Source organism: Bacillus sp. LNXM65, assembly GCF_002998575.1.
Taxonomy (GTDB): domain Bacteria; phylum Bacillota; class Bacilli; order Bacillales; family Bacillaceae; genus Bacillus.
Genome location: NZ_PVRB01000004.1, coordinates 229,129 through 254,388, shown reverse-complemented (window position 1 = coordinate 254,388; position 25,260 = coordinate 229,129). Strand labels below are relative to the sequence as shown.

The 25,260-nt window shown below is 42.8% G+C and carries 25 protein-coding genes and 1 other annotated feature; of the genes, 19 read left to right on the top strand and 6 right to left on the bottom strand.

Annotated elements, in window-relative coordinates; translation table 11 throughout:
* Positions 1 to 33 precede the first annotated feature (33 nt).
* Genes mce through C6Y03_RS09800 form a run of 4 tightly spaced genes read left to right on the top strand, consistent with a single transcriptional unit; the run spans position 34 to position 3,523 of the window.
* Positions 34 to 456 (top strand): methylmalonyl-CoA epimerase, encoded by a 423-nt coding sequence (mce, locus tag C6Y03_RS09815; RefSeq protein ID WP_034661218.1) that lies wholly within the window; start codon positions 34 to 36, stop codon positions 454 to 456.
* Entirely contained in the window at positions 443 to 1,906 is a 1,464-nt protein-coding gene (locus C6Y03_RS09810; protein WP_189318318.1) for an acyl-CoA carboxylase subunit beta, read from the top strand. Before mce ends, C6Y03_RS09810 begins: the two co-directional genes overlap by 14 nt.
* Before the next feature lie 16 nt (positions 1,907 to 1,922).
* Positions 1,923 to 3,044, top strand: coding sequence for a M20/M25/M40 family metallo-hydrolase (locus C6Y03_RS09805; RefSeq protein ID WP_060596804.1), 1,122 nt, complete (start codon positions 1,923 to 1,925; stop codon positions 3,042 to 3,044).
* A gap of 14 nt (positions 3,045 to 3,058) precedes the next feature.
* The gene (locus C6Y03_RS09800) at positions 3,059 to 3,523 is read left to right on the top strand and encodes a chemotaxis protein CheW (protein WP_034661215.1); all 465 of its coding nucleotides are present in this window, start codon (positions 3,059 to 3,061) and stop codon (positions 3,521 to 3,523) included.
* A 36-nt stretch (positions 3,524 to 3,559) separates the two neighbouring features.
* Here the strand turns inward: C6Y03_RS09800 and C6Y03_RS09795 are convergent, their stop codons facing one another.
* Positions 3,560 to 4,378 (bottom strand): membrane protein insertase YidC, encoded by an 819-nt coding sequence (locus tag C6Y03_RS09795; RefSeq protein ID WP_034661213.1) that lies wholly within the window; start codon positions 4,376 to 4,378, stop codon positions 3,560 to 3,562.
* A gap of 27 nt (positions 4,379 to 4,405) precedes the next feature.
* Positions 4,406 to 4,687, bottom strand: coding sequence for a hypothetical protein (locus tag C6Y03_RS09790; protein ID WP_003215677.1), 282 nt, complete (start codon positions 4,685 to 4,687; stop codon positions 4,406 to 4,408).
* Between the two features lie 106 nt (positions 4,688 to 4,793).
* Between C6Y03_RS09790 and C6Y03_RS09785 the strand changes: the two genes are divergently transcribed.
* The 9 genes from C6Y03_RS09785 to C6Y03_RS09745 all read left to right on the top strand — a co-directional run bounded on the left by C6Y03_RS09785 (position 4,794) and on the right by C6Y03_RS09745 (position 13,755).
* Positions 4,794 to 6,050 carry a DNA polymerase IV gene (locus C6Y03_RS09785; protein WP_106039235.1) on the top strand — a complete coding sequence of 419 codons (1,257 nt, stop codon included), beginning with the start codon at positions 4,794 to 4,796 and terminating at the stop codon, positions 6,048 to 6,050.
* A 98-nt stretch (positions 6,051 to 6,148) separates the two neighbouring features.
* Positions 6,149 to 7,558: an NADP-dependent phosphogluconate dehydrogenase gene (gene gndA / locus C6Y03_RS09780; RefSeq protein ID WP_106039234.1), complete on the top strand. Its 1,410-nt coding sequence runs from the start codon at positions 6,149 to 6,151 to the stop codon at positions 7,556 to 7,558.
* A 122-nt stretch (positions 7,559 to 7,680) separates the two neighbouring features.
* A complete protein-coding gene (locus C6Y03_RS09775) occupies positions 7,681 to 8,529 on the top strand; it encodes a GRP family sugar transporter (RefSeq protein ID WP_181185461.1) in 849 nt (282 codons plus the stop codon).
* Between the two features lie 12 nt (positions 8,530 to 8,541).
* Positions 8,542 to 9,327 (top strand): glucose 1-dehydrogenase, encoded by a 786-nt coding sequence (locus C6Y03_RS09770; RefSeq protein ID WP_034661209.1) that lies wholly within the window; start codon positions 8,542 to 8,544, stop codon positions 9,325 to 9,327.
* 143 nt (positions 9,328 to 9,470) lie between these two features.
* A complete protein-coding gene (locus C6Y03_RS09765; protein ID WP_003215713.1) occupies positions 9,471 to 9,782 on the top strand; it encodes a PTS sugar transporter subunit IIB in 312 nt (103 codons plus the stop codon).
* A gap of 3 nt (positions 9,783 to 9,785) precedes the next feature.
* Positions 9,786 to 10,118, top strand: coding sequence for a PTS sugar transporter subunit IIA (locus C6Y03_RS09760; protein WP_060596797.1), 333 nt, complete (start codon positions 9,786 to 9,788; stop codon positions 10,116 to 10,118).
* Positions 10,119 to 10,143: 25 nt separating this feature from the next.
* Positions 10,144 to 11,490, top strand: a complete 1,347-nt coding sequence (gene celB / locus C6Y03_RS09755; RefSeq protein ID WP_034661207.1) for a PTS cellobiose transporter subunit IIC — start codon at positions 10,144 to 10,146, stop codon at positions 11,488 to 11,490.
* Positions 11,474 to 12,880, top strand: coding sequence for a glycoside hydrolase family 1 protein (locus C6Y03_RS09750; protein WP_060596796.1), 1,407 nt, complete (start codon positions 11,474 to 11,476; stop codon positions 12,878 to 12,880). The genes celB and C6Y03_RS09750 overlap by 17 nt, the downstream gene beginning before the upstream one ends.
* Before the next feature lie 152 nt (positions 12,881 to 13,032).
* Entirely contained in the window at positions 13,033 to 13,755 is a 723-nt protein-coding gene (locus C6Y03_RS09745; RefSeq protein ID WP_034661205.1) for a GntR family transcriptional regulator, read from the top strand.
* Positions 13,756 to 13,802: 47 nt separating this feature from the next.
* Here the strand turns inward: C6Y03_RS09745 and zwf are convergent, their stop codons facing one another.
* The gene (zwf, locus tag C6Y03_RS09740; protein WP_106039233.1) at positions 13,803 to 15,278 is read right to left on the bottom strand and encodes a glucose-6-phosphate dehydrogenase; all 1,476 of its coding nucleotides are present in this window, start codon (positions 15,276 to 15,278) and stop codon (positions 13,803 to 13,805) included.
* Positions 15,279 to 15,499: 221 nt separating this feature from the next.
* Between zwf and rnz the strand changes: the two genes are divergently transcribed.
* Positions 15,500 to 16,429, top strand: coding sequence for a ribonuclease Z (gene rnz / locus C6Y03_RS09735; protein ID WP_034661203.1), 930 nt, complete (start codon positions 15,500 to 15,502; stop codon positions 16,427 to 16,429).
* A 139-nt stretch (positions 16,430 to 16,568) separates the two neighbouring features.
* The gene (locus C6Y03_RS09730; RefSeq protein ID WP_060596795.1) at positions 16,569 to 17,876 is read left to right on the top strand and encodes an aspartate aminotransferase type Ic; all 1,308 of its coding nucleotides are present in this window, start codon (positions 16,569 to 16,571) and stop codon (positions 17,874 to 17,876) included.
* A 47-nt stretch (positions 17,877 to 17,923) separates the two neighbouring features.
* Here C6Y03_RS09730 and C6Y03_RS09725 read toward each other — a convergent pair whose 3' ends face one another.
* Positions 17,924 to 18,688, bottom strand: a complete 765-nt coding sequence (locus tag C6Y03_RS09725; RefSeq protein WP_060596794.1) for an alpha/beta fold hydrolase — start codon at positions 18,686 to 18,688, stop codon at positions 17,924 to 17,926.
* A 119-nt stretch (positions 18,689 to 18,807) separates the two neighbouring features.
* Complete coding sequence (gene namA, locus C6Y03_RS09720; RefSeq protein ID WP_106039232.1) at positions 18,808 to 19,824, bottom strand: NADPH dehydrogenase NamA; 1,017 nt, start codon at positions 19,822 to 19,824, stop codon at positions 18,808 to 18,810.
* A gap of 140 nt (positions 19,825 to 19,964) precedes the next feature.
* Between namA and C6Y03_RS09715 the strand changes: the two genes are divergently transcribed.
* Complete coding sequence (locus C6Y03_RS09715; protein WP_106039231.1) at positions 19,965 to 21,578, top strand: M20/M25/M40 family metallo-hydrolase; 1,614 nt, start codon at positions 19,965 to 19,967, stop codon at positions 21,576 to 21,578.
* 126 nt (positions 21,579 to 21,704) lie between these two features.
* Entirely contained in the window at positions 21,705 to 22,187 is a 483-nt protein-coding gene (locus C6Y03_RS09710; RefSeq protein ID WP_060596791.1) for a DinB family protein, read from the top strand.
* A gap of 46 nt (positions 22,188 to 22,233) precedes the next feature.
* Here C6Y03_RS09710 and proC read toward each other — a convergent pair whose 3' ends face one another.
* Positions 22,234 to 23,061, bottom strand: coding sequence for a pyrroline-5-carboxylate reductase (gene proC, locus C6Y03_RS09705; RefSeq protein WP_066030697.1), 828 nt, complete (start codon positions 23,059 to 23,061; stop codon positions 22,234 to 22,236).
* 41 nt (positions 23,062 to 23,102) lie between these two features.
* Positions 23,103 to 23,314, bottom strand: a binding site (T-box leader).
* A gap of 169 nt (positions 23,315 to 23,483) precedes the next feature.
* Here proC and C6Y03_RS09700 point away from each other — a divergent pair.
* Positions 23,484 to 24,434, top strand: coding sequence for an MBL fold metallo-hydrolase (locus C6Y03_RS09700; RefSeq protein WP_106039230.1), 951 nt, complete (start codon positions 23,484 to 23,486; stop codon positions 24,432 to 24,434).
* A gap of 12 nt (positions 24,435 to 24,446) precedes the next feature.
* Positions 24,447 to 25,223 (top strand): SDR family NAD(P)-dependent oxidoreductase, encoded by a 777-nt coding sequence (locus tag C6Y03_RS09695; protein WP_106031028.1) that lies wholly within the window; start codon positions 24,447 to 24,449, stop codon positions 25,221 to 25,223.
* Positions 25,224 to 25,260 lie beyond the last annotated feature (37 nt).

Sequence of the window (25,260 nt, the reverse complement as noted above, 5' to 3'; positions counted from 1 at the left end):
ATGCGACAAGTGATCAACAAAGGAAGTGAACGGATGAATCAAATCGATCATATTGCCATTGCGGTCTTTTCTATTAAACAAACATCTCAACTCCTTCATCAGCTGTTTAACTGGCATTTTTCAGACATACAAGAGGTTCCTGAGCAGGAGATTAAAGCGTCCTTCGCTTCACTTGATCATGTGCACATTGAATTAATTGAACCAATGTCAGACAGCAGTAAACTACATACCTTTTTAACAAAAAGAGGAGAGGGGCTCCATCATATTGCGTTAAAGTCAGGTGACATTCATGCAGATCTTAACCATCTTGATCACCTTGGCGTGCAGCTTCTCCAAAAATCAGCACAGAAGGGCGCAAGCGGCAAGCAGATTGCATTTATTTCACCTAAAGAAACATCTGGTGTGTTATTCGAATTGTGCGAGCCCTTGAAAGGAGAAAAACATGGCAATGAATGAATCGTTCAATGACTTGTCTAAATGGCGGGAAAAAGCGTTAATGGGCGGCGGTGAAAAACGAGCAGCCGCACACAGAAACAAAGGAAAGCTATCGGTTCGCCAGCGGCTGCATGAACTTCTTGACGTGGGCAGTTTCATGGAAATTCAGAGGTTTGCAACAGGCCGCATGTCAGAGCATGTCGGTGATGGCGTCGTCATTGGAACGGGACTTATTCATGGAAAGCCAGTATGTGTTTATGATGCAACAGTGCATGGGGGCTCTTTAGGCGAAATACATGCCAAAAAAATTGCTTCTCTAATGGATCTCGCTGCTAAAAATCAGATGCCGGTCATCGGTCTAAAAGACTCAGGTGGTGCGAGAATTCAAGAGGGTGTGGTATCATTAGAAGGATACGGACAGATTTTTAAACGGAATGTGCTGTACTCTGGTCAAATCCCGCAAATATCCGTTATTTTAGGCTCATGTGCTGGAGGTGCAGTCTATTCTCCTGCTTTGACTGATTTTGTCTTCATGACAGAACAAACAGCTCATATGTTTTTAACAGGTCCGAAAGTAATAGAAAAGGCAACAGGAGAAACGGTCTGTCCTGACCGTCTTGGCGGTGCAAGTGTTCAGCATCAGACAAGCGGGAATGTGCACTATACTGGGAAAGATGAGCAGGACGTGTTAAAGGCGGTTCGAACACTTTTAACGTACATACCAACGACTAAACAGCCTGACATGCACACTGAAGTGCAAAAGCATGACGCCGTTGATCCAGGCAAAATCTTGCCAAAGGATCCATCACGCACCTATGATGTCAAACAAGTGGTGACAGCGATCATCGATCCAGGCTCATTCTTTGAGACCCAGCCTTGTTTCTCAAAAAATATCGTCACAGGGTTTGCCAGATTAAAAGGGGCTCCAATTGGTGTAGTTGCCAATCAGCCAAAGGTGCTGGCAGGAAGCCTTGACCTTGACGCTGCCGATAAAGCGGCCAGGTTTATTCGATTTTGCGATGCGTTTCATATTCCGATCTTAACGCTTGTCGACGTCCCTGGTTTTTTACCAGGGGAGAAAGCCGAGCATGCGGGAATTATCCGTCACGGCGCAAAGCTTTTATATGCGTACGCTGAAGCGACCGTTCCAAAAATCACGGTGATTTTAAGAAAGGCGTTTGGCGGTGCATATGTCGCGATGAATAGCAAGGGCTTAGGCGCTGACTTTGTTTATGCATGGCCAGCGGCAGAAATTGATGTCATGGGGAAAACGTTCGCAGACGAAATCGTTCATCCTGCTTCGCGCGAGGTTGAGACGGAGCCAAGTGTATTAAAAGCGGCTCAGGCAGGGCTGATAGACGATATTATCATGCCGGCTGAAACGAGAGAGCGATTGATTCGCTCATTTGATTTGCTTCGCAGGAAGGAAGAAGATAGACCGTTAAAAAAGCATGGCAACATGCCGCTATAAGAGGAGGAGCATCATCATGATCAATGAAAAACGTTTACTAGACGAATTTTTAGAACTGGTTCAGATCGATTCGGAAACAAAACACGAAGAGAAAATTGTGGAAGTCTTAAAAGAAAAATTCTCGCAGCTTGGTCTTAAAGTGGTGGAAGACGACTCAAAAGCGAAAACTGGCCACGGTGCAGGCAACCTCATCTGTACACTGGAAGGCAATCAAGAGGCTGATACTATCTATTTCACTTCTCATATGGACACAGTTGTTCCCGGCAATGGCGTAAAACCAGTCATTGAAGACGGCTATGTGAAGACAGATGGAACAACCATTCTTGGTGCTGACGATAAAACAGGGCTTGCGGCTATGTTTGAAGCCATCCGCGTGCTGAAAGAGAAGAATTTACCGCATGGAACGATTGAATTTGTCATCACAGCAGGGGAGGAATCAGGACTTGTTGGAGCAAAAGCGTTAGATCCAAAATTGATGACAGCAGCATACGGCTATGCCCTTGATTCAGATGGCAAGGTCGGGACAATTATCGTAGCTGCGCCAACACAGGCGAAAGTACGCGCAACCATTTACGGAAAAACAGCTCACGCAGGTGTGGCACCTGAAAAAGGCGTGTCTGCGATTACCATTGCATCAAAAGCCATTGCCAGCATGCCGCTTGGCCGAATTGATGAAGAAACAACGGCGAATATCGGGCGTTTTGAAGGTGGAACGCAAACGAATATTGTGTGCGATCAAGTCGATATCCTTGCTGAAGCACGCTCTTTAGAACCTGCAAAAATGGAAGCACAAGTAGCGAAGATGAAAGAAGCCTTTGAAAAAACCGCTAAAGAAATGGGCGGAAGTGCCGATGTACAAATTGACATCATGTATCCAGGCTTCAAATTCTCTCACGGCGATCAAGTCGTAGAAGTGGCGAAAAAAGCGGCTGCGAAAATTGGCCGTCCATCAGAACTACAGACGAGCGGCGGAGGCAGTGATGCAAACGTCATTGCAGGAAACGGCGTCCCAACTGTCAACCTAGCTGTTGGATATGAAGATATTCATACGAAAAATGAGAAAATGCCGATTGAAGAATTAGTCAAAACAGCTGAAATGGTTCTCGCCATTATCGAAGAAACGACAAATCTATCGTAAAGGCAGGAGACTCTGTGAGCACGCAAAAGATCATTATTTTCCAAGTGGGGCAAGAGGATTTTGGCATCAGTGTAGAGCATATTCGTTCGATTGAGAAGGTCCCTTATTTACAAGAAGTATCGAACCTTCCAAAAGAAATTAAAGGACTGATGTCATTAAGAGGAGAAGTCATCCCTGTCAGTGACACAGGCGTGATGCTTCACGGAAAGCCTCTTGATGTGAACGAACAGTCCAAGGTGTTGCTATTTGAATTAAACGATCAAATGATTGGCTGTCTTGTCTCAGATGCAAAAGATATTATCGATATCGAGCTAAGCGAGATCAAGCCATTTCATATGAACACGAAAGCCTCCGAATATTTCTTCGGCGTTGTGGAGAGAGAGAACAAGATGATTTTACAAGTGGACCCTAATAAGTTCCTTGGGAGAATTGATGACCTCGATCAACTGCCAGAGCGGTTAAAAGAAGAGTTGGCATAAAGAAAATCCCCCTATCTGATGATAAGGGGATTATTTTTATTCAGCAGCTGGGCTAGCTTGGTCGTTTGCCTCAGCTTTCGATTTTGATTTTTGGTACATGACATTCAAAATAATTGTTTGGATTGTGAGTAGTAATCCGCTTGTCATCCAGTATAAAGGAAGGGCAGCGGGTGCATTGATTGAAATAAACAGCATCATGATTGGGAAAATCATGCCCATGACTTTGGCTTGCTTCAGCGCAGCTTCTGTCTGGGTGCCTGATTGCTTCGCAAATCTTTGCGTAACATAAAATTGCAAGAAATACATGGCGCCTGCAAAGATCGCGACCAATAGATCGGTTTGTCCTAAGTTAAACCATAGGAACGAATGTGTTGCGATCTCAGGTGTTGAGCGGATCGCTGAGTAAAAGCCAAGAACAATTGGAATTTGAATCAGCATAGGCAGACAGCCCATTGCCAGCGGGTTCACATTGTTCTCTTTGTATACTTTCATCATTTCCATTTGTAGTTCTTTTTGTTTTTCAGGTTCTTTCGTTTTCTTCAATTTGCTTTGAATTTGGTCAATTTGAGGCTTCACCAGTGCCATTTTCTCCTGCATGACTCTTTGTTTCTTAAATTGGTTCGCAAAAAGAGGGAAAATCAGCAGGCGGACGATCAAGGTCACGAACATAATCGATAAACCATAATCATCATGGAAGAAGTTCGCAAGCCAAATGATCAGCTCCGAAAAAGGCTGGACAAAATAATGATGGAAAAACCCATCAGAGCTCGCATTCGTTTGCCCACTCGCTGCAAAAGCAGGTGAGGCAATCATCATTAAACATAAAGTCGTACAAATCGTCAATAAACGTTTCAATTCGTTTCCTCCTCATTTTTTAAAAAATTAATTAGAGAGAGGAAGCGAATGGTCTTCATCATCATTTGATGATCGTTTCATTCGAATGACTTTACTAATCCAAGTTGTAATGCGATCATATATGATAAACAGAAAGTCTGTTCGGTTCAATAAAGATGCGTCCAACTCTTCCAAACGATGTCCACCGAGGTGTTCGTTCATACGGCAGTCTTTTAATAAAAACGCAATGCCGATAGCCGTCAGCGCTGGAAGAATAATCGTAAAGAATTCAACAAGGAAAAAGACTTCATTGAATGTATCAATAATCATGATTATCACATCCATTTCATTACTCACAGTGTACTATACACTATATGAAATGTCTATTGGAACAAACATGAAGTAACAAGAGTCAATAAATGTAGGAGGCAGGCAAATGGGTGATTCTCAAAGGAAGGGTCGAATTATTTTTCATATTGATATGAATAGTTTTTATGCATCTGTCGAAATGGCGTATGATCCTTCTTTGAGAGGGAAACCTTTAGCCATTAGCGGAAATGCGAAAGAGCGTAAAGGGATTGTTGTGACGTGCAGCTACGAGGCAAGAGCACTAGGTGTAAAGCCCCCGATGCCGTTATGGGAAGCGAAGCGGCTTTGTCCGGGGCTGATTGTCCGTACACCTAACTTTGACCGGTACCGCAGCTCCTCACAAGAGATGTTTACGATACTAAGAGAATACAGCGATTTAGTCGAACCCGTATCCATTGACGAGGGCTATATTGATTTAACGCATACGCCATATGCTGAGCATGCGGTGAAAACGGCTCATGATATTCAAACGAGGCTTGTAGAGGAGCTCATGCTTCCTTCAAGTATTGGCATTGCACCGAATAAATTTTTAGCGAAAATGGCGTCTAATTGGAAAAAACCAATGGGCATCACGATTTTACGTAAACGAGATGTTCCGAAAATGCTATGGCCGCTGCCAGCCGGTGACATGCACGGAGTTGGACAGAAAACGGCAGATAAATTGAAAACGATTGGCATTCATACCATTGAAGATTTAGCGAAAGCAAATGAGTATACGCTAAAGGAATTACTGGGCATCAATGGACCGAGATTAAAGCAAAAGGCGAATGGTGAACATGACAGTATCGTGGACCCAGAAAGGATATACGAATTTAAATCCGTCGGTAATTCGTCAACCCTTCCTCATGATTCTGACGATCCAGATGAACTTGTCACGTTAATTGATAAGCTGTCACAATCTGTGAGTGCAAGATTAAGGAGAAAAGAAGTGATGGCAAATCGGCTTCTCATCATGATACGGTACGCAAGCTGGAAAAATATCACGCGAAGTGTCACACTCACGAATCCAACGGATCGAAAGGAAGACTTATTTGAGGCAGCAAAGCAGTTATTCCTTAAACATTGGAATGACCAGCCCGTGAGGCTCTTGGGTGTGACGGGGACAGACCTTGTAGAACGAAAAGCAGCTGTTAAACAGCTTGATTTATTTTCCTATACAGAAGATGCAAAAGAAGAGCCTCTCCAAACCGTTTTAGAAGGGCTGAAAGAAAAATATGGAAAATCACTCATTCAAAGAGGAATGACCATCAAGGAAAAAGAGAGCAAAACAAGCGGAACAAGTTTTAATAAAGACTTTTTTCAGGACGAAAAAGGAAATGACTAGCCTGAAAACTTGATAAAAGAGGTGGTGTTGTGGTAATTTCAAAGGGTACATCATTTCAGCAGTAATCAATATAGTGTGTTAGAAGGGACGTCAGAATTATGTCAAAACAACAAATCGGTGTGGTTGGACTAGCCGTTATGGGGAAAAACCTTGCCCTTAATATTGAAAGCCGCGGTTTCTCCGTGTCCGTTTATAACAGATCTAGCAGCAAAACGGAAGAGTTTCTCGAAGAATCAAAAGGAAAAAACGTTGTAGGCACATACAGCATTGAAGAATTTGTTCAGTCGCTTGAAACACCGCGTAAAATTCTTTTAATGGTAAAAGCTGGTGCAGCAACGGATACAACCATTCAATCATTACTTCCTCACCTAGAGAAAGGTGACATCTTAATTGATGGTGGAAATACATATTACAAGGATACGCAAAGACGTAATCAAGAGCTTGCGGAAAGTGGTATCCACTTCATTGGTACAGGTGTTTCTGGCGGTGAAGAAGGTGCACTAAAAGGTCCATCTATCATGCCAGGCGGTCAAAAAGAAGCGCATGAGCTAGTGAAACCAATTTTAGAAGCGATCTCTGCGAAAGTAGATGGCGAGCCATGTACAACGTATATCGGCCCAGATGGAGCAGGACATTATGTCAAAATGGTCCATAACGGCATCGAGTACGGAGACATGCAATTGATCTCTGAATCATACTTTATCTTGAAGCATGTGGCTGGCTTATCAGCAGAGGAGCTTCATGAAGTATTCTCAGAGTGGAATAAAGGCGAGCTTGACAGCTATTTAATCGAAATTACAGCGGATATTTTCACAAAAGTGGATGAAGAAACAAACCAGCCGCTTGTGGATGTCATCTTAGATAAAGCTGGTCAAAAAGGAACTGGAAAATGGACGAGCCAAAGTTCTCTTGATCTAGGTGTCCCGCTTCCAATCATTACTGAGTCTGTTTTTGCGCGCTATATTTCAGCAATGAAAGATGAGCGTGTAGAAGCAAGTCAATCAATTCAAGGTCCTGAGCCAACGCAATCAGCTGAGAATAAACAAGAGCTGATCGAAGCTGTTAGAAAAGCCCTATTCATGAGTAAAATCTGCTCGTATGCTCAAGGTTTTGCGCAAATGAAAGCAGCATCTGATGAATATAACTGGGATTTAAAATACGGTGAAATTGCGATGATCTTCCGCGGTGGATGTATCATTCGTGCAGCCTTCTTACAACAAATTAAAGAAGCATATGACCGTAACCCTGAACTGAAAAACCTATTGCTAGATCCTTACTTTAAGGATATTGCTCAAAGCTATCAATCATCACTTCGTAAAGTCATTTCACTTGCAGTGGAGCAAGGAGTTCCTGTTCCTTCATTCTCAAGTGCACTTGCTTACTTTGATAGCTATCGCACAGCTGTCCTGCCAGCGAACTTAATTCAAGCGCAGCGTGACTATTTCGGTGCACATACGTATGAGCGCACAGATAAAGAAGGCGTCTTCCATACGGAATGGATGAAATAAAATAGAACGTCAGAAAAACCTTACCATTGGATTGGTAAGGTTTTTTTGTGTTTGCATCTTTTCGGCTAAAAATGCGAAAAAGAGGGATGCTATGTAAAAAAGAAAAGAAAGTAGGGATAGAAGTGGGCATCTTATATGCACTTCTCCCAGCAATATTTTGGGGAAGTATTGTTCTGATCAGTGTCAAACTTGGCGGGAATGCATACCAGCAAACGCTCGGCATTACGCTTGGCGCATTTTTATTTTCAATTGCAGCCTTCTTCATCAAAATGCCAGAGCTGACACCGTTTATTTTTGCGGTTTCTGTGATTTCAGGCATCTTTTGGAGCATTGGACAAATGAATCAGCTTTCAAGTGTTGCGTTTCTCGGAGTCTCGAAGGCGGTTCCTTTGTCAACAGGCATGCAGCTTGTGAGCACTACTTTATTTGGTGTCATGGTTTTTAAAGAATGGCAAACGATGACGGTCATACTCATTGGTTCTTGCGCCATTTTACTGATTATTGCAGGTGTTGTGATGACATCGCTCGGTCAAAAGAAGAATGGCGGCGGGAACGGTGGAGGCAATTTCAAAAAAGGGATCATTATTCTGCTCATCTCAACGGTTGGCTATGTCGGATATGTCGTCATTTTAAGATGGTTTCATATTGATGGGTGGTCTGCCCTCGTTCCGCAATCGGTCGGTATGCTGCTTTCATCCTTGGCGATTAGTCTAAAACAGAACCCGTTTAGTAAATATACGTTTAAAAATATCATTGCCGGTTTGGTTTGGTCGACAGGAAATCTTGGGCTTCTTTTGGCCATTCCGCTCATTGGCGTAGCCGTAAGCTTTTCGATGTCACAGACAGGTATTGTCATCTCAACATTAGGCGGCATTTACTTATTAAAAGAGAAAGCATCCAGAACAAGCTTTGTCATTGCAGGCTGCTTGATGATCATTGCAGGCGGCGTGCTGCTAGGCTTTACAAAATAGGAGGGTAAACGAATGTATCCAGATTTAGAAGGAAAAACAGTCCTGATTACAGGAGCCGGCACAGGAATAGGGCAAGCAATGGCGCGCCGGTTTGGACAAGAAAAAGCCAATGTGGTGATCAATTATTTCTCAGATCAAGAAAATCCGGATGACACCATTGCGGATATTCAAAAAAATGGCGGCCAGGCTGTGAAAATCAAGGGAGATGTATCAAAGGAAGAGGATATGCGGGCAATGATTGATAAAGCCATTCATACGTACGGCAGCCTTGATGTCATGATCAATAACGCAGGTATTGAAAACGAAGTGCCTTCCACAGAAATGACGCTGGATAATTGGAACAAAGTCATGTCGACTAACTTAACAGGTATGTTTCTCGGCTGCCGTGATGCACTGAAGTATATGACAGATCACGGGATAGAAGGATCGATCATCAATATGTCGTCGGTTCACCAGCAAATCCCTTGGCCTCATTTCGTTCATTATGCAGCAAGTAAAGGGGGCGCCAAGCTGCTGACAGAAACGCTGGCACTAGAATACGCCCCTAAAAAAATCCGTGTAAACAGCATTGCACCAGGCGCCATCGATACCCCGATCAATGCGGAAAAATTCGATGATCCCGCATTGAAAAAAGGCGTGATTGAATTGATCCCCATCGGCTATATTGGAAAGCCGGAAGAAGTGGCAGCATGTGCTGTCTGGCTGGCGTCAAAAGAGGCAAGCTATGTCACAGGCTTGACGCTCTATGTGGACGGCGGCATGACAAAGTATCCTGGCTTCCAGGCAGGAAAAGGATAGGGAGAAAGACAAAGAGCGTACACACATGACGCTCTTTTTTTATATAAAATACAGACAAATAAAATTAAATGTCTAGACATTTAAAAATAAAAATATATAATATTAAATGGAAGCGCTTTTATTACAACAATGGGGTGAGAGAAATGAAACGTATTTTATTAGCATGCAGTTCAGGAATGTCTACGAGTTTACTAGTTACAAAGATGAAGGCTCATGCCGACTCAATAGGGGACGAGGCAGAAATTTGGGCAGTTGGGCAAGATCAAGCGAGAAAAGAAATGGCGAATGCGGATGTTGTGTTAATTGGACCGCAAATGAGCTTTTTAAAAGGGGATCTTCAAAAAGAAGCAACAAAATACGGGATTGCAGTAGAGGTCATAGATATGCAGGCGTACGGGCTTGCCGATGGACAAAAAGCGTATGAACAAGCCGTTACATTGATGGAGGAATCGTAAAGAATGGAAAAGAAAACACTCGAAGGGCTCACAGAGGAACAAGTCAGTTTTCAATTGATCTTACACAGTGGAAATGCACGCAGCAAATTGCTTCAATCTCTTAAACAATTTCGAGAAGGTCAAGAAGATGAGGCATTTGGTCTCATGAAAGAAGCGGAAGAAGATTTACGTCATGCTCATGGTATCCATTTTCAACTCGTGCAGCAAGAGGCAGGCGGGGAGAAAACGCCTTTCTCCTTATTGCTCATGCACGCCGAAGATCACTTAATGTCCACCATTACGATCAAGGAGCTTGTGGGAGAGCTCCTGCCGATTTTCCAATCGCTTAAACAATAAAGGGTGTAAACAAGGGGGGAAACCAATGTTTGATAAAATAAGTGCCATTTTGGTTCCGATTGCTGGGAGATTGAACAACAACCGCTATTTAGGCGTATTACGGGATGCTTTTATGCTTGCGTTCCCGCTCACCATTTTTGGTTCCATTATGGTTGTGCTAATGAATTTGCCATTTTTAGATAAAATCATGAGTCAAACCGCACTGGAAGGAGTCCAGTCTGCACTGAATATCGCGCCAAGTGCGACCATCAGCATTATGAGCGTGTTTGTTGTATTTGGGATTGGCTACTATTTATCGAAAAGCTATGATGTGGAAGCTGTATTTGGCGGCGTGATTGCTTTAGCCTCTTTCTTGCTTCTGACGCCATTTTTACTAGAACAAGAAGGCGGTGCATCTATTGCAGGTGTGATCCCAGTCGATCGTTTAGGAGCAAAGGGGATGTTCCTAGGAATGATCACAGGCTTTTTGTCTGCTGAAATTTATCGTTATTTTGTCCAAAAGAAATTTGTCATCAATATGCCGCAAGGGGTTCCGCCAGCTGTTTCAAAGTCTTTTGCTGCACTGATCCCGGCTACTTTGACACTCACAACCTTTTTACTGATCAATATCATCATTACACAAGGCTTCAAAACAAACATGCATGACCTGATTTATCATGCCATTCAGGCGCCGCTTGTTGGACTTGGAAGCGGTATCATCCCGACCTTGATCGCTGTTTTCTTTATACAAATTCTTTGGTTCTTTGGGCTCCACGGCCAAATTATTATCAACTCTGTCATGGACCCGATTTGGAATACATTGTCCATTCAAAACCTAGAGAGCTACACAAAAACTGGTGAGGTTCCGAATATCATCAGCAAGCAGTTTATCGAAATCTATACGGTTGGCATGGGCGGAACCGGTATGACGCTGGCTGTTGTGTTTACGATTTTAATTTTCCTGAAAAGTAAGCAATTAAAACAAGTAGCAAAGCTCGGCTTAGGACCAGGATTATTTAACGTCAATGAACCGATTATTTTCGGTTTACCGATTGTCATGAATCCACTTATTCTCATTCCATGGATTTTGGCGCCAATGGTCATTACATGTATTTCTTATTTTGCGATGGCAACAGGCATTGTACCGCCGCCGACAGGCGTGAATATTCCATGGACGGTGCCGATCTTTATTAGCGGAATAATGGCAACAAATTCACTAGCGGGCGGTCTGCTTCAGCTGTTTAATCTGATGATTGTGTTTGTCATTTGGTTCCCGTTCCTGAAGTTTATTGACCGTATGAATGTGAAGAATGAAAAAATAACCCCAACGGAAAAAACGAAGACAACAAACATCAAAGGCGAAGGAGACTCAATACATGTCGATGGAAAATAACAAGCAATCATATACATTTCCAGAAGGTTTCTGGTGGGGATCTTCTGCCTCTGCCACGCAAACAGAAGGCAGTGTCCCTGGAGATGGTAAGGGACCGAATATTTGGGATCATTGGTTTGAACAAGAGCCGACTCGTTTTTTTGATGGTGTAGGCCCAAACGTGACATCCCAATTTTATCGAAAATATAAAGAGGATATCCGTCTGATGAAAGAAATTGGGCACAATTCATTTCGGCTGTCCATTTCATGGTCACGTCTTTTACCTGAAGGGAAAGGTGTGGTCAATGAAGAAGCAGTATCTTTTTACAATGATGTGATCAATGAACTGATTGCACATGATATTGAGCCGTTTGTGAACCTGTACCATTTCGATATGCCAATGGCGCTGCAGGAAAAAGGCGGATGGGTGAACAGACAGGTAGTAGATGATTATGTCAGCTATGCGGAATTGTGCTTTCAATTATTTGGCGACCGGGTGAAAAAATGGTTTACCCATAATGAACCGATAGTTCCTGTAGAGGGCGGGTATATGTATAGCTTTCATTATCCAAACGAAGTCGATTTCCAAAAGGCTGTACAGGTCGGTTTTCATGAACTTTTATCAAATGCTAAGGCGATTGCGGCTTATAAAAAGCTGCAGCAAGGCGGGAAGATTGGCATCATCCTAAATCTAACCCCATCTTATCCGAGAAGCCAGAATCCGTGCGATGTAGAAGCAGCTGAGATGGCTGATGCTTTCTTTAACCGTTCCTTCCTAGATCCTGCGGTGAAGGGACATTTCCCAGAAAAACTAGTAGAGGTCTTAAAGAAAGAAGGCTTTATGCCAAGTATTGAAGAAGGAGACCTTGAGCTCATTCAAGAGAATACCGTCGACCTCCTTGGGATCAACTATTATCAGCCAAGAAGAGTGAAAGCGAAAGAGCATATGCCGCATCCGAAAGCACCATTTATGCCAAATCATTATTTTGATGCGTTTGAAATGCCGGGAAGAAAAATGAATGTGTATCGAGGCTGGGAAATCTATGAAAAAGGTATTTATGATATATTGAAAAAAGTTCAAACAGACTATGATAATATTGAATGCTTTATTTCTGAAAATGGAATGGGTGTCGAAGGAGAAGAGCGGTTTAAGGATAAAGAAGGAATGATTCATGACGATTACCGCATTGACTTTATTTCTGAGCATCTCAAATGGGTGCATCAAGCCATTCAAGAAGGAAGTAATGTAAAAGGCTATCATCTGTGGACGTTTATGGATAACTGGTCATGGTCGAATGCCTATAAGAATCGTTATGGATTTGTCTCAGTTGATCTTCAAGAAGACGGGAAACGAACCATCAAGAAAAGCGGATACTGGTTTCAATCGGTATCAGAGAATAACGGTTTTTAATCAAGATACTTGCTCTTTCCTGAAAAGGGCAAGTATTTTTCTTATGTGACGGTAAGTGGATGAAACAAAAATGGCTGGTACCTTTTAAGCTCACTAGGCTTAGTGTAGAATGAGAGGAAGCTATGAAAAAACAAGTCAGTTGGTGGTGTGAGATGAAAAAGTACGAACTCATTTCAGAAGAAATCAGAAAACGAATAGGAACAGCATATTATCCAGAAGATCAACCCATTCCAGATGAAAACTCGCTTGCCGCTGAATTTCAATGCAGCCGAATGACGATGAAGCGTGCGCTCGATCTTCTCGTAGCAGAAGGTCTGCTCTTTAGAAAAAGAGGCCACGGCACATTTATTGTGAAGGCAGCGCTAAACCAAGGGGCTATTAATGTATCTGGTCATGAAAATAAAGGATTCACGAAAGTCATGGCGGACAAAAACGTCACGAGCCAAATCATTCGTTTTGATGTCCATTTTCCAAGCGAAGAAGTGGCAGCCCACCTATCCATTGACTTAACCACACCCGTTTATGACATCATCCGGCTCCGCCTCGTGGATGAGGAGCCATATGTATTAGAAAAAACGTTTATGCCGGTCAATGTCATTAAGGGCATAGATGAAGAGGTTTTATTGGGATCGATCTATGGCTACATATCAAATGAACTCCATTTAAAAGTGGCAGGAGCGCACAAGAAAATTAGAGCGGCTAAATCAGATGAGCTGGACCAGCAATATTTAGGCTGTGACCCAACGGATCCTGTGCTCGAAGTCGAGCAGGTTGCTTATTTAAACACAGGCCGGCCGTTTGAGTACTCCTTTAGTCATCACCGCTATGATAAGTTCGACTTTTCAACGGTTGAAATTACGAAAACAGGACGTTAAAAAAAGAGCAGAACCCCCGAGGGAGACTGCTCTTTTTTTATTTCATTTTATATATTCCACCAATGATATCCGTCTTTTTCTAGAAGCTGATCGGCTTCTTTTGGTCCCATTGAACCAGCAGGATAATTTGGTTTTAATGTTTTGTTTTCTGCCCATTTTTCAGAAATCGGATCAACAAAGTTCCAAGAAAGCGCCACTTCATCCCAGTGAGCAAAGTTCGTTGCATCGCCTAGCAAGCAGTCATGAATCAGCTTTTCATATGCTTCTGGTGTATTCATGATGTCGTTATAGTTTGTTTGGTAGTCGAGCTTAATCGGTTTCGCATACGTACCGCCATCAAGCTTGCGAGCGTTCAGGTGAAGGGTAATGCCTTCATCTGGCTGAATGTGAATGACGAGTAAGTTTGGATGCATGGAATTTCCGTTTCCATAGTACAGGTTCATTGGAATGTCTTTAAATTGAACAACGATTTGAGTAGATTTCTTTTCTAATCGTTTTCCTGTACGAATGTAAAATGGCACCCCGGCCCATCTAAAGTTATCAATGAGCAGCTTCCCTGCAACGAATGTTTCTGTGTTTGAGTTCGGGTCTACATTTTGCTCTTCAAGATAGGAAGGAACCATGCTGCCATCAACCGTACCAGCATCATACTGTCCGCGGACAAAGAATTGATCGACCTCATCTTTAGAGAAAGGACGAAGAGCGCGTAATGCTTTCCGTTTTTCGCTGCGGATCTCCTCTGTATTCAGCTTAATTGGCGGCTCCATTGCTAAAAGTGCCACCATTTGAAGCATATGGTTTTGGACCATATCTCTTAGTGCACCTGAACTTTCGTAATAGCGAGCCCGGTCTTCAACCCCTAATGATTCACTAGATGTAATTTGAATGTTTGAGATATATCGGTTTGTCCAAAGTGGTTCAAAGATGGCATTCGCAAAACGGATGACCTCAATGTTTTGAACCATTTGTTTACCGAGATAGTGGTCAATACGATAAATTTGATCTTCAGAGAATGCATCTCGAATTTCTTCATTTAATGTTTTGGCACTTGGCAGGTCATGGCCAAATGGTTTTTCAATGACAAGTCTTGACCAGCCGGTTGTTTTTGATACGCCTTCACTTTTTAGGAACTTCGCAATCGTTCCGAAGAATTCCGGTGCCATCGCTAAATAGAACATCCGGTTATTTGGGATACTGTACGTATCTTCAAGGCCTGCTAAAAGTGTGTTAAGCGATTGATAGGAAGCAGGGCTTGATACGTCAAAGTCGTGATAATAAAAATGCGAACTGAATTCCTCTATTTTCGCTTCTGCATCATCAGAAGAAACAGATTCTTTCACCACAGCTCTGAGATCCTCATGAGACCACGGACGGCGTCCAACACCGACGACGACGAATTGATCACCAAGCTTTCCGCTATGAAAAAGTCTATGTATAGAAGGGTAGAGCTTGCGTTTGGCAAGATCTCCTGTTGCGCCAAAAATGACAATGACTGCTTTTGGATTGTTAGTTTCTGTATTCACGAAAAGTACCTCACTTTATTCGTAGCATTGTTGTAAAAACCGAGATTGTATGTACATTTTCTTTATTTTAAAGGTTCATTGTTCGTAAAGCAAACATTTGATTCGACTTTTTCTGCTCTCGTTTGACTTTTTTCGAAAATTCCGCTGAATTCACATTTACCTTGTCTTCATGTATTCTATATGAATGAAGATATTGTATACCGGCTTTAGGAGGAAAAGTAATGGAACTGCTCTTTTTAGGAACAGGTGCAGGCATTCCTGCAAAAACTAGAAACGTCACTTGCACTGCGCTAAAGCTTTTAGAAGAAAGAAAAGCAGTGTGGCTTTTTGATTGCGGAGAAGCGACGCAGCATCAAATATTACATACAACGATTAAACCGAGAAAGATCGAGAAAATATTTATCACTCATATGCATGGTGATCATGTATACGGTCTCCCAGGACTGCTTGGCAGCAGATCCTTTCAAGGCGGAGAGGATGAACTAACGATCTATGGGCCTAAGGGCATCAAAGCGTTTGTGAACGCAGCACTTTCAGCTACACAAACGCATTTGACATATCCGCTGCATATCATAGAGATAGATGAAGGGATCATATTTGAAGATGATACCTTTCAAGTAGAAGCAAGACGAGTATCTCACGGTATTCCAGCTTACGGCTATCGGGTAGTGGAAAAAGATGTACCAGGTGCATTAAAAGCCGAAGACCTGAAAGAAATCGGTGTAAAACCTGGACCTTTGTATCAGAAGTTAAAAAATGGGGAAACCGTGACACTCGAAGATGGAAGAATCATTGATGGAACCGATTATTTGGAACCCCCTAAAAAAGGGAGAATCGTTGCATTTTCAGGAGATACCCGTTTATGCGAGAATATAACAAGGCTTGCCAAAGATGCGGATGTGTTAGTCCATGAAGCAACATTCGGTAAAGAAGATGCTGATCTAGCCTACAATTATTATCACAGCACGACAGAACAAGCAGCGAAAACGGCGCAGGAAGCAGGCGCAAAAAGATTAATTTTGACCCATATTAGTGCACGTTACCAAGGAGAAGAGGCACTGAAACAACTATTGAAAGAAGCCCGCGATATATTCCCGCTGACAGAAGCTGCACATGATTTCTTTTCTTTTTCCATTGACCGCACGCTGTAAAAATTGGAAGAATCGTCAAAAAAAGTTGTGTGATTTTTTTGATATTTATAATGACTCTCTTTTTCAGGTAGTGGTAAAATGGTGAAGAAAAAACAAATGACGAATGAAACTATGAAGAATACGGGAGGCACAATCAAAGATGAGCGGTTTTACAGCGTTAAGTGAAGCAGAATTAAATGACCTATATGCAGCACTACAAAATGAGTACGAAACTTATAAAAGTAAAAACTTACACTTAGACATGTCTAGAGGAAAACCTTCACCAAAACAGCTCGATTTGTCTATGGGCATGCTCGATGTTGTGACATCAAAGGATGCGATGACTGCTGAGGATGGCACAGATGTGCGAAACTATGGCGGCTTGACAGGGCTTCCTGAAACGAAGACATTTTTTGCAGATGTACTCAATCTGAAGCCAGAACAAATCATCATCGGCGGTAATTCCAGCCTTAATATGATGCACGATACCATTGCCCGTGCCATGACTCACGGCGTATATGACAGCAAAACACCTTGGGGAAAGCTGCCAAAAGTAAAATTCCTTGCACCAAGCCCAGGATATGACCGTCACTTTGCCATTTGTGAGCTATTTAACATAGAGATGATCACAGTCGATATGAAGGCTGATGGACCTGATATGGATCAGGTAGAAAAATTGGTCGCAGAAGATGAAGCGATTAAAGGCATTTGGTGTGTACCAAAATATAGCAACCCAGATGGCATTACGTATTCAGATGAGGTTGTTGACCGCCTCGCTTCTATGAAAACAAAAGCAGACGACTTCCGCGTTTTTTGGGATGATGCATACGCAGTCCATCATCTAACTGATACGCCTGATACGTTAAAAGATATTTTTCAAGCAGTAGAGGAAGCAGGGCACCCAAATCGTGTGTTTATGTTTGCGTCTACTTCTAAAATTACATTCCCAGGATCAGGTATTGCACTGATGGCGTCTAGCCCGGACAATGTAAGCTTCACTCAAAAGCAATTATCGGTTCAAACGATCGGACCAGACAAAATCAATCAATTAAGACATCTTCGTTTCTTCAAGAATCCAGAAGGCTTGAAGGAACATATGAAAAAACATGCAGCGATCATTAAGCCAAAGTTTGACCTCGTTCTTTCCATTCTTGATGAAACACTTGGCGGGAAAGACATTGCTGAATGGCACAAGCCAAATGGCGGATATTTCATTAGTTTAAATACGCTCGATCATTGTGCAAAAGCTGTTGTGCAAAAGGCAAAAGAAGCAGGTGTTACAATGACAGGTGCAGGCGCGACATATCCTTATGGAAAAGACCCGCTTGATCGTAACATTCGCATTGCGCCAACGTTCCCAACACTTGAAGAGCTAGAGCAAGCGATTGACATCTTTACATTATGTGTTCAGCTTGTCAGCATTGAAAAGCTGCTTTCTAAAAAAAGTCAGTCTGCTCCAACGGCATAAAGAAAAGAAAACTCCTTGACTGATAACTAGTCAAGGAGTTTTTGTTTTTAATTGGCTGTTTGATAATAGGAAACAGGTTGTTTGGCTGCGCACCATACATCATAGATCGCAAGCTGCACAATATGCGGTTCATCATGATGAATATAGTGCGAGCTGTTCTGCGCCTGAATCCATCCGCTTTGGGATGACAAAGACAGCATCCGTTTATGAAGTCTGAGCCAAGCTTCATGCGCTGGATGAAACAATCGGCTCTTACCTGATGAAATGACAAGGAGCGGCATCATCCCATAATGGGTTTGCTCCTCTTTCATTGTACTTAGCATTTGCTGAAAGTCCTCATGCGTACATTCTGCTGTGAATTGCGCCATATATGAGGTGTGTTCTTCCTTTGATAAAAGCGGCAGGATGACCTGTTCTTGCTCCTCACTTGCTGGGTCTAACATCACCATGCCAATGACGTCATCTCCTCTGCGACTTGCCCATAACCGGCTAACAAGAGAGCCAAATGAGTGAGCCACAATGAGAAAGGGTGGCTGAATATTGGCTTCTTCTAGCAGCGCATCTAAATCATCTGCAAGATCATGCAATGTTCTTCCTTCACTGCTGTCACTGCTCTTTCCATTTCCTAATCGATCGTATAAGAAAACCCCAAGCTCAGGATCAATATCGCGGGCCATATTCGACCACGTATCACCCGAAATGCCGTAGCCTGCTTCAAAGATAATGGTGGCTTGCCTTTTGCCTTGACGATGTTTTGTATAAAAATGATGTCCATCTATATGATACATTCTTTCAATCATTGCCGAGTTCATTCTTCCATCTCCTCTAAGTGGTTCTTTAGCTAAAAGACGGCACAAAAGGCTGATATGTTTCTCTTAAAAACAAAAAAGATGCCTATTTCAAAAAATAGACACCTTTTTTCTATGAGCTTTTACCAAGCGCGATCATATTGACGCGGGCCTTCGATAGATGTACGAAGTTCTTGAGCAGCTGTTTTTGGAAAGTATGGATCCCGTAAAAATTCTCTGCCTATAAAGATTAAGTCTGCACGCTGATTTCGTAAAATTTCCTCTGCCTGTACACCAGATGTGATCAGACCGACTGCCCCTGTTTGAATACCGGCACCTTCTTTTATTTTTTCTGCGAAGGTCACTTGGTAGCCAGGGAATGTGTTGATTTTCGCCTGTACGACAGCGCCTGAGCTGACATCGATTAAGTCGACACCTTGTTCCTTCAGCCATGTAGCAATGCCAATGTAATCTGCAATATCAAGTCCTTTTGTCGTGTAATCAGAAGCAGACACACGGACAAATAATGGTCCTTCCCATACTTCATTGACTGCATCGATGACTTCTCTTAAGAAACGATAACGGTTCTCTGGTGAACCGCCATAGTCATCTGTTCGATGATTTGCCAGCGGTGAAAGAAATTCATTGATCAAATAGCCATGCGCCCCATGAATTTCAATGATGTCAAAGCCGGCCTTTTTTGCTCGGACAGCTGCATCCTGAAACGCCTGAACGGTATCTTTGATTTGATCGATAGACATCTCGGCAGGGGTTTTAGACTGTTCATCAAATGGAATGCTTGATGGTGCCAGGATGACACCACCTAGTTCAGCCTTACGCCCTGCATGAGCCAGCTGGATAGCTGTCTTGGTTCCGTATGCTTTGATTTGTTCGTTTAATGAAGCAAATCCTTCAATGTGCTCATCACTCCAAATACCGAGGTCTTGATCACTAATTCTTCCCTCGGGAGAAACAGCACTTGCCTCCACCATGATCAGGCCAGCCTGACCTTGGGCACGGGAAATATAATGCGTAAAGTGGAAAGGCTGTAATTTCCCATCATGGTCATAGGATGAATACATACACATCGGGGACATCACGATGCGGTTTTTCAGTGTAACACCTTTTAATGTCCAAGGTGAAAAGAGTTTTGTTTCCAAATACCTTCGCCTCCTCATGGAATTGTATAGCCGATTATAACAGCCATTCAAACTTTCGTCATAAAAGGTGCTCAAAGAATATAGCTTTTATACGCGTTTTTGTATAATGGAGAGATAGAGACAACAAAGGGGGAAAAGGGATGAAATGGCAAACAGAGAGTGAACTAAAGGAACTGCTCACCGCTCTTATGCAGTATGAAAGCATATCGGGTACAACTGGAGAAGTCGCGTTAGCTGAATATTTATATTATTTGCTGAGGGAGCGGCCTTATTTCAAGCAGAACCCTGATCATTTGGCTTTGCATCCGATGAAAGATGGCCGGTATTATTTAACGGCGCTTGTAAAGCGCAGCACGCTGCCACGTACCGTTTTGCTGCTTAGTCATTTCGATGTCGTCGATACAGAAGATTACGGTGAATTTCAAAACATGGCATGCAAGCCAGAAGAGTTAATGGCGTCATTTTCTCAAAAAAGTGCGCTTCTCCCAAAAAGAGCAAGAGAAGATCTAGCTTCAGGTGACTGGTTGTTTGGAAGAGGTGCCATGGATATGAAAGCAGGTCTTACTGTACAGCTTTCTATGCTGGAAAGAGCGATGACAGAAACCTTTCATGGAAATGTCCTGCTCGTCACAGTCCCTGATGAAGAAGTGAATTCTCAAGGAATGCTTGAAGCTGTTCCGAAACTAAAGGAGCTTAAGGAAAAGCATGACCTTGACTATACCGCGTGCTTAAACAGTGAGCCCATGTTTGAAAAATATCCAGGTGATGAACACAAATATATGTATACAGGCAGTATAGGGAAGGTGCTGGCCGGATTTTTCTGCAAAGGAATTGAAACGCATGTAGGAGAGCCATTCTCAGGCTTAAATGCGAATTTTATGGTATCTGAATTAAACCGGCTGTTAGAGCTGAATAGTGATTATTGTGAGGAAGTAGACGGTGAAGTCACGCCGCCGCCCACCAACTTGATGCAAAAGGACTTAAAAGAAGCCTATTCCGTTCAAACACCTCACACAGCTGTTTCTTTATTTAATGTGCTGATGATGAATCGTTCAAGTGAAGAACTGCACGGGCTTCTCTATGACACTGCGAAACGAGCAGCAGACGAAATCGAGGCAAATCTCAAACAGAAAACAGTTGAATTTCAGCGCTTTAAACCTTTTACACCGATTGATACGAGGATCACGGTTCTCACGTATCATGAGCTGTATCAAAAAGCTGCAGAACGCTCAGGTAAACAGGAGGTTGAACGCATTGTTAACTATGCGTTCGCCAATCGAGGTGAGCTTGGAGATCGTGATTTTTCAACCAAAATCATCTCTGAGCTGACGACGCTTTGTAAGGAAGAAGGGCCGCTGATTGTTCTATTTTATAGTCCGCCATTTTATCCTGCGGTTTCTTCAACGGAAGATCCGCATATCCAAGCAACCTTAAAGAGGATTCAAATAGAGGCAAAAAAGAGTTATGGACTTGAAATAGAAGAAGTGAAATATTTCCCTGGATTGTCTGATTTAAGTTACTTACAGCTCGAAAAACAGGAAGTAGGTCATTACACGACCAATATGCCGCTTTATCAAAAAGGCTATTCTTTACCGGAAGGAGAAAAGGGAGCACTTTACGTTCCAGTTATCAACGTGGGGCCATTAGGAAAGGACCCGCACAAATGGACAGAGCGGCTGCACATCCCGTTCTCATTCGGCATTTTGCCAGAATTACTAGAATCAGTGATTCATGCTTTGTTAGAGAAAAAGTAAGTATATGATGAAGAGCCCTATCGTGATGATAGGGCTTTTATTTTTAAATAGACGATCCATCGACTTAGATAGAGTATGATAAAGAATAAGACTTACACTTATTTGAAGGGAGATTGTGAGGATGAAATGGAAACTGGAAAATTAACAAAAACATACATCATTACATCGCTTCAGGAAAGTATCCGTGAACTAGAAAAGCTAGTGGAAATATGTGATGAGCACACGCTAGATCAATCTTTGGGAGAGGGCAAGTGGTCGATCAAGCAAATCGCAGGGCATTTGTATGATACAGAAGAAGTCTGGTCAGAGCGGATAGAGCAGGCGATATCAGATGAGCAGACGCCTTTTCAATCGTATGATCCTGAAATATATGTGAAGGAAAGAGGCTATGAAAGGTATAACGAACAGGAGATCAAAGCACTGATCAAACGATTGAAAGAGAGAAGAAACAACACACTTCATCTATTAGAAAAGGATACATGGGAGCAATCGGGTGTGCATCCTGAAGAAGGGGTGATGACAGTGCAAATATTAGCTGAAACCATCGCTTTACATGAACAACATCATCTGGATCAAATCAAAGCCATCATGTCAAAGAGTGAACGATAGCAGTATGTAAAAAAGCACCTGTCATCAAAACAGGTGCTTTTCTCTATCATTTATACGTGCTTGCTGAAAACATTTCGTTTAATTCTGCTGCGCGTTTTGTTGCCGTTTTAACACAATCGACAACGGCTTCTTCAAATTGATAGGCAGCAAGTGTGTTCAGGCCGGCTTCTGTCGTTCCGCCTTCACTTGTGATTTCTTTGCGCAATTCAGCAGGTTCTTTACCGCTGCTTTGAAGCATGTTGGCGGCGCCCGCAATCATCTGGCAAATGAGTAACTTCGCTGTTGCTTGGTCCATCCCAAGTTCCGAGGCGCCTCGCTCCATTCCTTCAATCAAATGATAAATGAAGGCAGGGCCGCTTCCTGCAATAGCTGTAACAGCATTCAGCTGTGATTCATCCAATACCGTCACATGACCGATCGTTTCAAACAGCTCGATTGCTTTATTCTTTTGATCCTCTGTCACTTCTTGACTTACGGCAATGCCTGTTGCTGATTGCTGAATCGCCGCTGATGTATTTGGCATTGCGCGAACCACCGCAGTCTTCTCGCCAGCATAGTGCTGAATCGTTTCAATGGAGATGCCAGCTAAAATCGAAATGATCAACTGTCCTTGTAAATGAGGCCGCACATCAGATATCCCGCTTTCCGCATCTTTCGGTTTTAAAGCAAATACGAGAATATCCGCTTCTTCATAAATAAAAGAACGAGAGAAATCCGTTTTGACCCCATAACGCACCTTTAATTCTTCTAGACGTTTTTCATTCGTTTTGTTTGTGACAATAATATCTTCATTTGACATGATGCCGCTTTTTAATAAACCTTTTATCATCGACTCTGCCATCGAGCCTGCACCAATAAATCCAATTTTACTCATAAGCTGCTCCTCCTTGTAGAAAATAAAAAAACCTCTCGCCTGAAAAGGACGAAAGGTTTTTCGCGGTACCACCCTCAATTAGCATGCAGACATGCATACTCAGCTCTAGTCCCTTAACGCGGGAAACGTTTAGGTTTGCCTAACAGCTCAAAGGGCAGGTTCAGCAAATAAGAGGACGGTGAGGCCTTACAGCCGGCGGACCTCACTCTCTTTCATCATTATTTTGCTTACTAATCCTTGTCATCGCGCATCTTATATTTGTTGTTCATTATGCAACGATGGACAAGTTTGTGTCAATAGGGACAGATAAAAAAATTGACCGCCTAAACCGCATGACAGTCTGCCTTTTGCAAGATACAATGAATAAAGAAGACAGAGTTACAATGAACCATGAGTCAAAAAGCAGGAGATGACATATAAAAGTGAAAGAAGACATCATTCAATTATCCATCCCTACACCGTTTGCTGTTGGGGATGTACATGCATATATATTAAAAGGAGAAGCCGTGACCTTAGTGGACTGCGGACCGATGACAGAAGAGGCGGAGCACGCCTTTGTCGCGCAATTACAAGAGCATCGTTTATCGATAGACGATATTGATCAAGTGGTGTTGACCCATCATCATGCAGATCATGTCGGTCTTTTAAATCTGATGAAACCTCATGTCCGTGTGATCGGACACGAGTTAAATGAGCCGTATATTAGCCAGGACCCTGTGTTTAAAGAGCGTCAAATTGCTTTTATGGAACGCTTTTTTCAGCAGTTAGGTGTGCCGCTTCGTCAAGGTGAGTGTGAAAGAATCGTGAAGCAATCTTATGCATATTCCTGTACTGCACATGTAGATGACGTCATCAAAGAAGGCGATCGGTTGAAAGGGCATGAACACTTCTTCGTGATGGAAACACCGGGACATGCACAATCTCATCTTTCCTTTCTAGATGAAACAACGGGCCATTTCATTGGTGGAGACCTGCTTTTGACGACCATTTCCTCAAACCCGTTAATGGAAGCGCCGTTTGAAGGGGAGGAACGCCAAAAATCGCTGCTTCAATATAAAGCATCACTCAATCGATTATTGCATCTGCCAATCAAGACGATTTATCCAGGACACGGTGAGCTCATTACCTCTCATCATGAATTGATCGAAGAAAGATTTAAGAAACAAGAGAAACGGGCAAATACGATGTATCAGCTGCTCAAACGAAAAGAAATGACTGCCTTTCATCTTTGCCGCAAGCTATTTCCAGTGCTGTATGAAGAGGCCTTATTTTTAACGATGTCGGAGACAGTTGGGCAGCTGGATGTCCTCTTAGAAGCTGGACAAATTGAAGAAGTGCAAAAAGACGGAATTCTCTATTACAGGGCAAACTAAGGAGTGAAACGCATGGGGAGATTAACAGGAAAGAGGATATGGATTACAGGCGCATCTGGGGGCATTGGTGAAAAAATGGCGTACTTGGCAGCAGAAGAAGGCGCAGAAATCATTATTTCAGCAAGACGAATCGAAAAGCTGACGGGTGTAAAAGAAAAGATTATGAGTGCTGGCGGGGTGTGTCACATCGTGGAGTTAGATGTCAGTCACCTTGAGGACATTGATCGCGCATATCAAGAAGTGGGGGCTGTTGATATTTTGGTTAACAATGCCGGTTTTGGTGCGTTTGATCTCGTTGAAGATGCGTCCATTGAGGAAATGGTGTCGATGTTTGAAGTAAACGTGTTTGGCTTAATCGCCTGCACGAAAAAGGTCATTCCAGAGATGAAACAAAGAGGACATGGACATATTATCAATATTGCTTCTCAGGCAGGAAAGATTGCCACTCCGAAATCAGCCATTTATTCGGCATCAAAGCATGCCGTCCTTGGATTTTCAAACAGCCTTAGAATGGAGCTGGCAGACCTCGGCATTCACGTCACCACGGTGAATCCAGGACCGATCGCCACTGACTTTTTTACCATCGCCGATCGCAGCGGTGAATATGTGAAGAATGTTGAATTCATGATGCTTAGTGCGGACAAGGTGGCTGGGAAGGTCGTATCCGCTATGATGACGAAAAAAAGAGAGATTAATCTGCCTGGATGGATGAACGCTGGCAGTAAATTGTATCAATTATTCCCGTTTTTATTTGAAAAAGCAGCACGCAAAGCGATGATGAAAAAATAACAAAAAGAAACCGGTCGTGAGCTGGTTTCTTTTTTTG

Excerpts from the sequence above, each read along its gene's own strand:
- C6Y03_RS09810 (WP_189318318.1), top strand. The coding sequence starts at position 443 with ATGGCAATGAATGAATCGTTCAATGACTTGTCTAAATGGCGGGAAAAA.
- proC (WP_066030697.1), bottom strand. The coding sequence starts at position 23,061 with ATGAGTAAAATTGGATTTATTGGTGCAGGCTCGATGGCAGAGTCGATG.
- C6Y03_RS09715 (WP_106039231.1), top strand. The coding sequence starts at position 19,965 with ATGAAATGGCAAACAGAGAGTGAACTAAAGGAACTGCTCACCGCTCTT.
- C6Y03_RS09745 (WP_034661205.1), top strand. The coding sequence starts at position 13,033 with ATGAAAAAGTACGAACTCATTTCAGAAGAAATCAGAAAACGAATAGGA.
- C6Y03_RS09730 (WP_060596795.1), top strand. The coding sequence starts at position 16,569 with ATGAGCGGTTTTACAGCGTTAAGTGAAGCAGAATTAAATGACCTATAT.
- C6Y03_RS09805 (WP_060596804.1), top strand. The coding sequence starts at position 1,923 with ATGATCAATGAAAAACGTTTACTAGACGAATTTTTAGAACTGGTTCAG.
- C6Y03_RS09790 (WP_003215677.1), bottom strand. The coding sequence starts at position 4,687 with ATGATTATTGATACATTCAATGAAGTCTTTTTCCTTGTTGAATTCTTT.
- gndA (WP_106039234.1), top strand. The coding sequence starts at position 6,149 with ATGTCAAAACAACAAATCGGTGTGGTTGGACTAGCCGTTATGGGGAAA.
- mce (WP_034661218.1), top strand. The coding sequence starts at position 34 with ATGAATCAAATCGATCATATTGCCATTGCGGTCTTTTCTATTAAACAA.
- C6Y03_RS09785 (WP_106039235.1), top strand. The coding sequence starts at position 4,794 with ATGGGTGATTCTCAAAGGAAGGGTCGAATTATTTTTCATATTGATATG.
- C6Y03_RS09770 (WP_034661209.1), top strand. The coding sequence starts at position 8,542 with ATGTATCCAGATTTAGAAGGAAAAACAGTCCTGATTACAGGAGCCGGC.
- C6Y03_RS09710 (WP_060596791.1), top strand. The coding sequence starts at position 21,705 with ATGGAAACTGGAAAATTAACAAAAACATACATCATTACATCGCTTCAG.
- C6Y03_RS09695 (WP_106031028.1), top strand. The coding sequence starts at position 24,447 with ATGGGGAGATTAACAGGAAAGAGGATATGGATTACAGGCGCATCTGGG.
- celB (WP_034661207.1), top strand. The coding sequence starts at position 10,144 with ATGTTTGATAAAATAAGTGCCATTTTGGTTCCGATTGCTGGGAGATTG.
- C6Y03_RS09760 (WP_060596797.1), top strand. The coding sequence starts at position 9,786 with ATGGAAAAGAAAACACTCGAAGGGCTCACAGAGGAACAAGTCAGTTTT.
- C6Y03_RS09725 (WP_060596794.1), bottom strand. The coding sequence starts at position 18,688 with ATGAACTCGGCAATGATTGAAAGAATGTATCATATAGATGGACATCAT.
- C6Y03_RS09765 (WP_003215713.1), top strand. The coding sequence starts at position 9,471 with ATGAAACGTATTTTATTAGCATGCAGTTCAGGAATGTCTACGAGTTTA.
- C6Y03_RS09750 (WP_060596796.1), top strand. The coding sequence starts at position 11,474 with ATGTCGATGGAAAATAACAAGCAATCATATACATTTCCAGAAGGTTTC.
- rnz (WP_034661203.1), top strand. The coding sequence starts at position 15,500 with ATGGAACTGCTCTTTTTAGGAACAGGTGCAGGCATTCCTGCAAAAACT.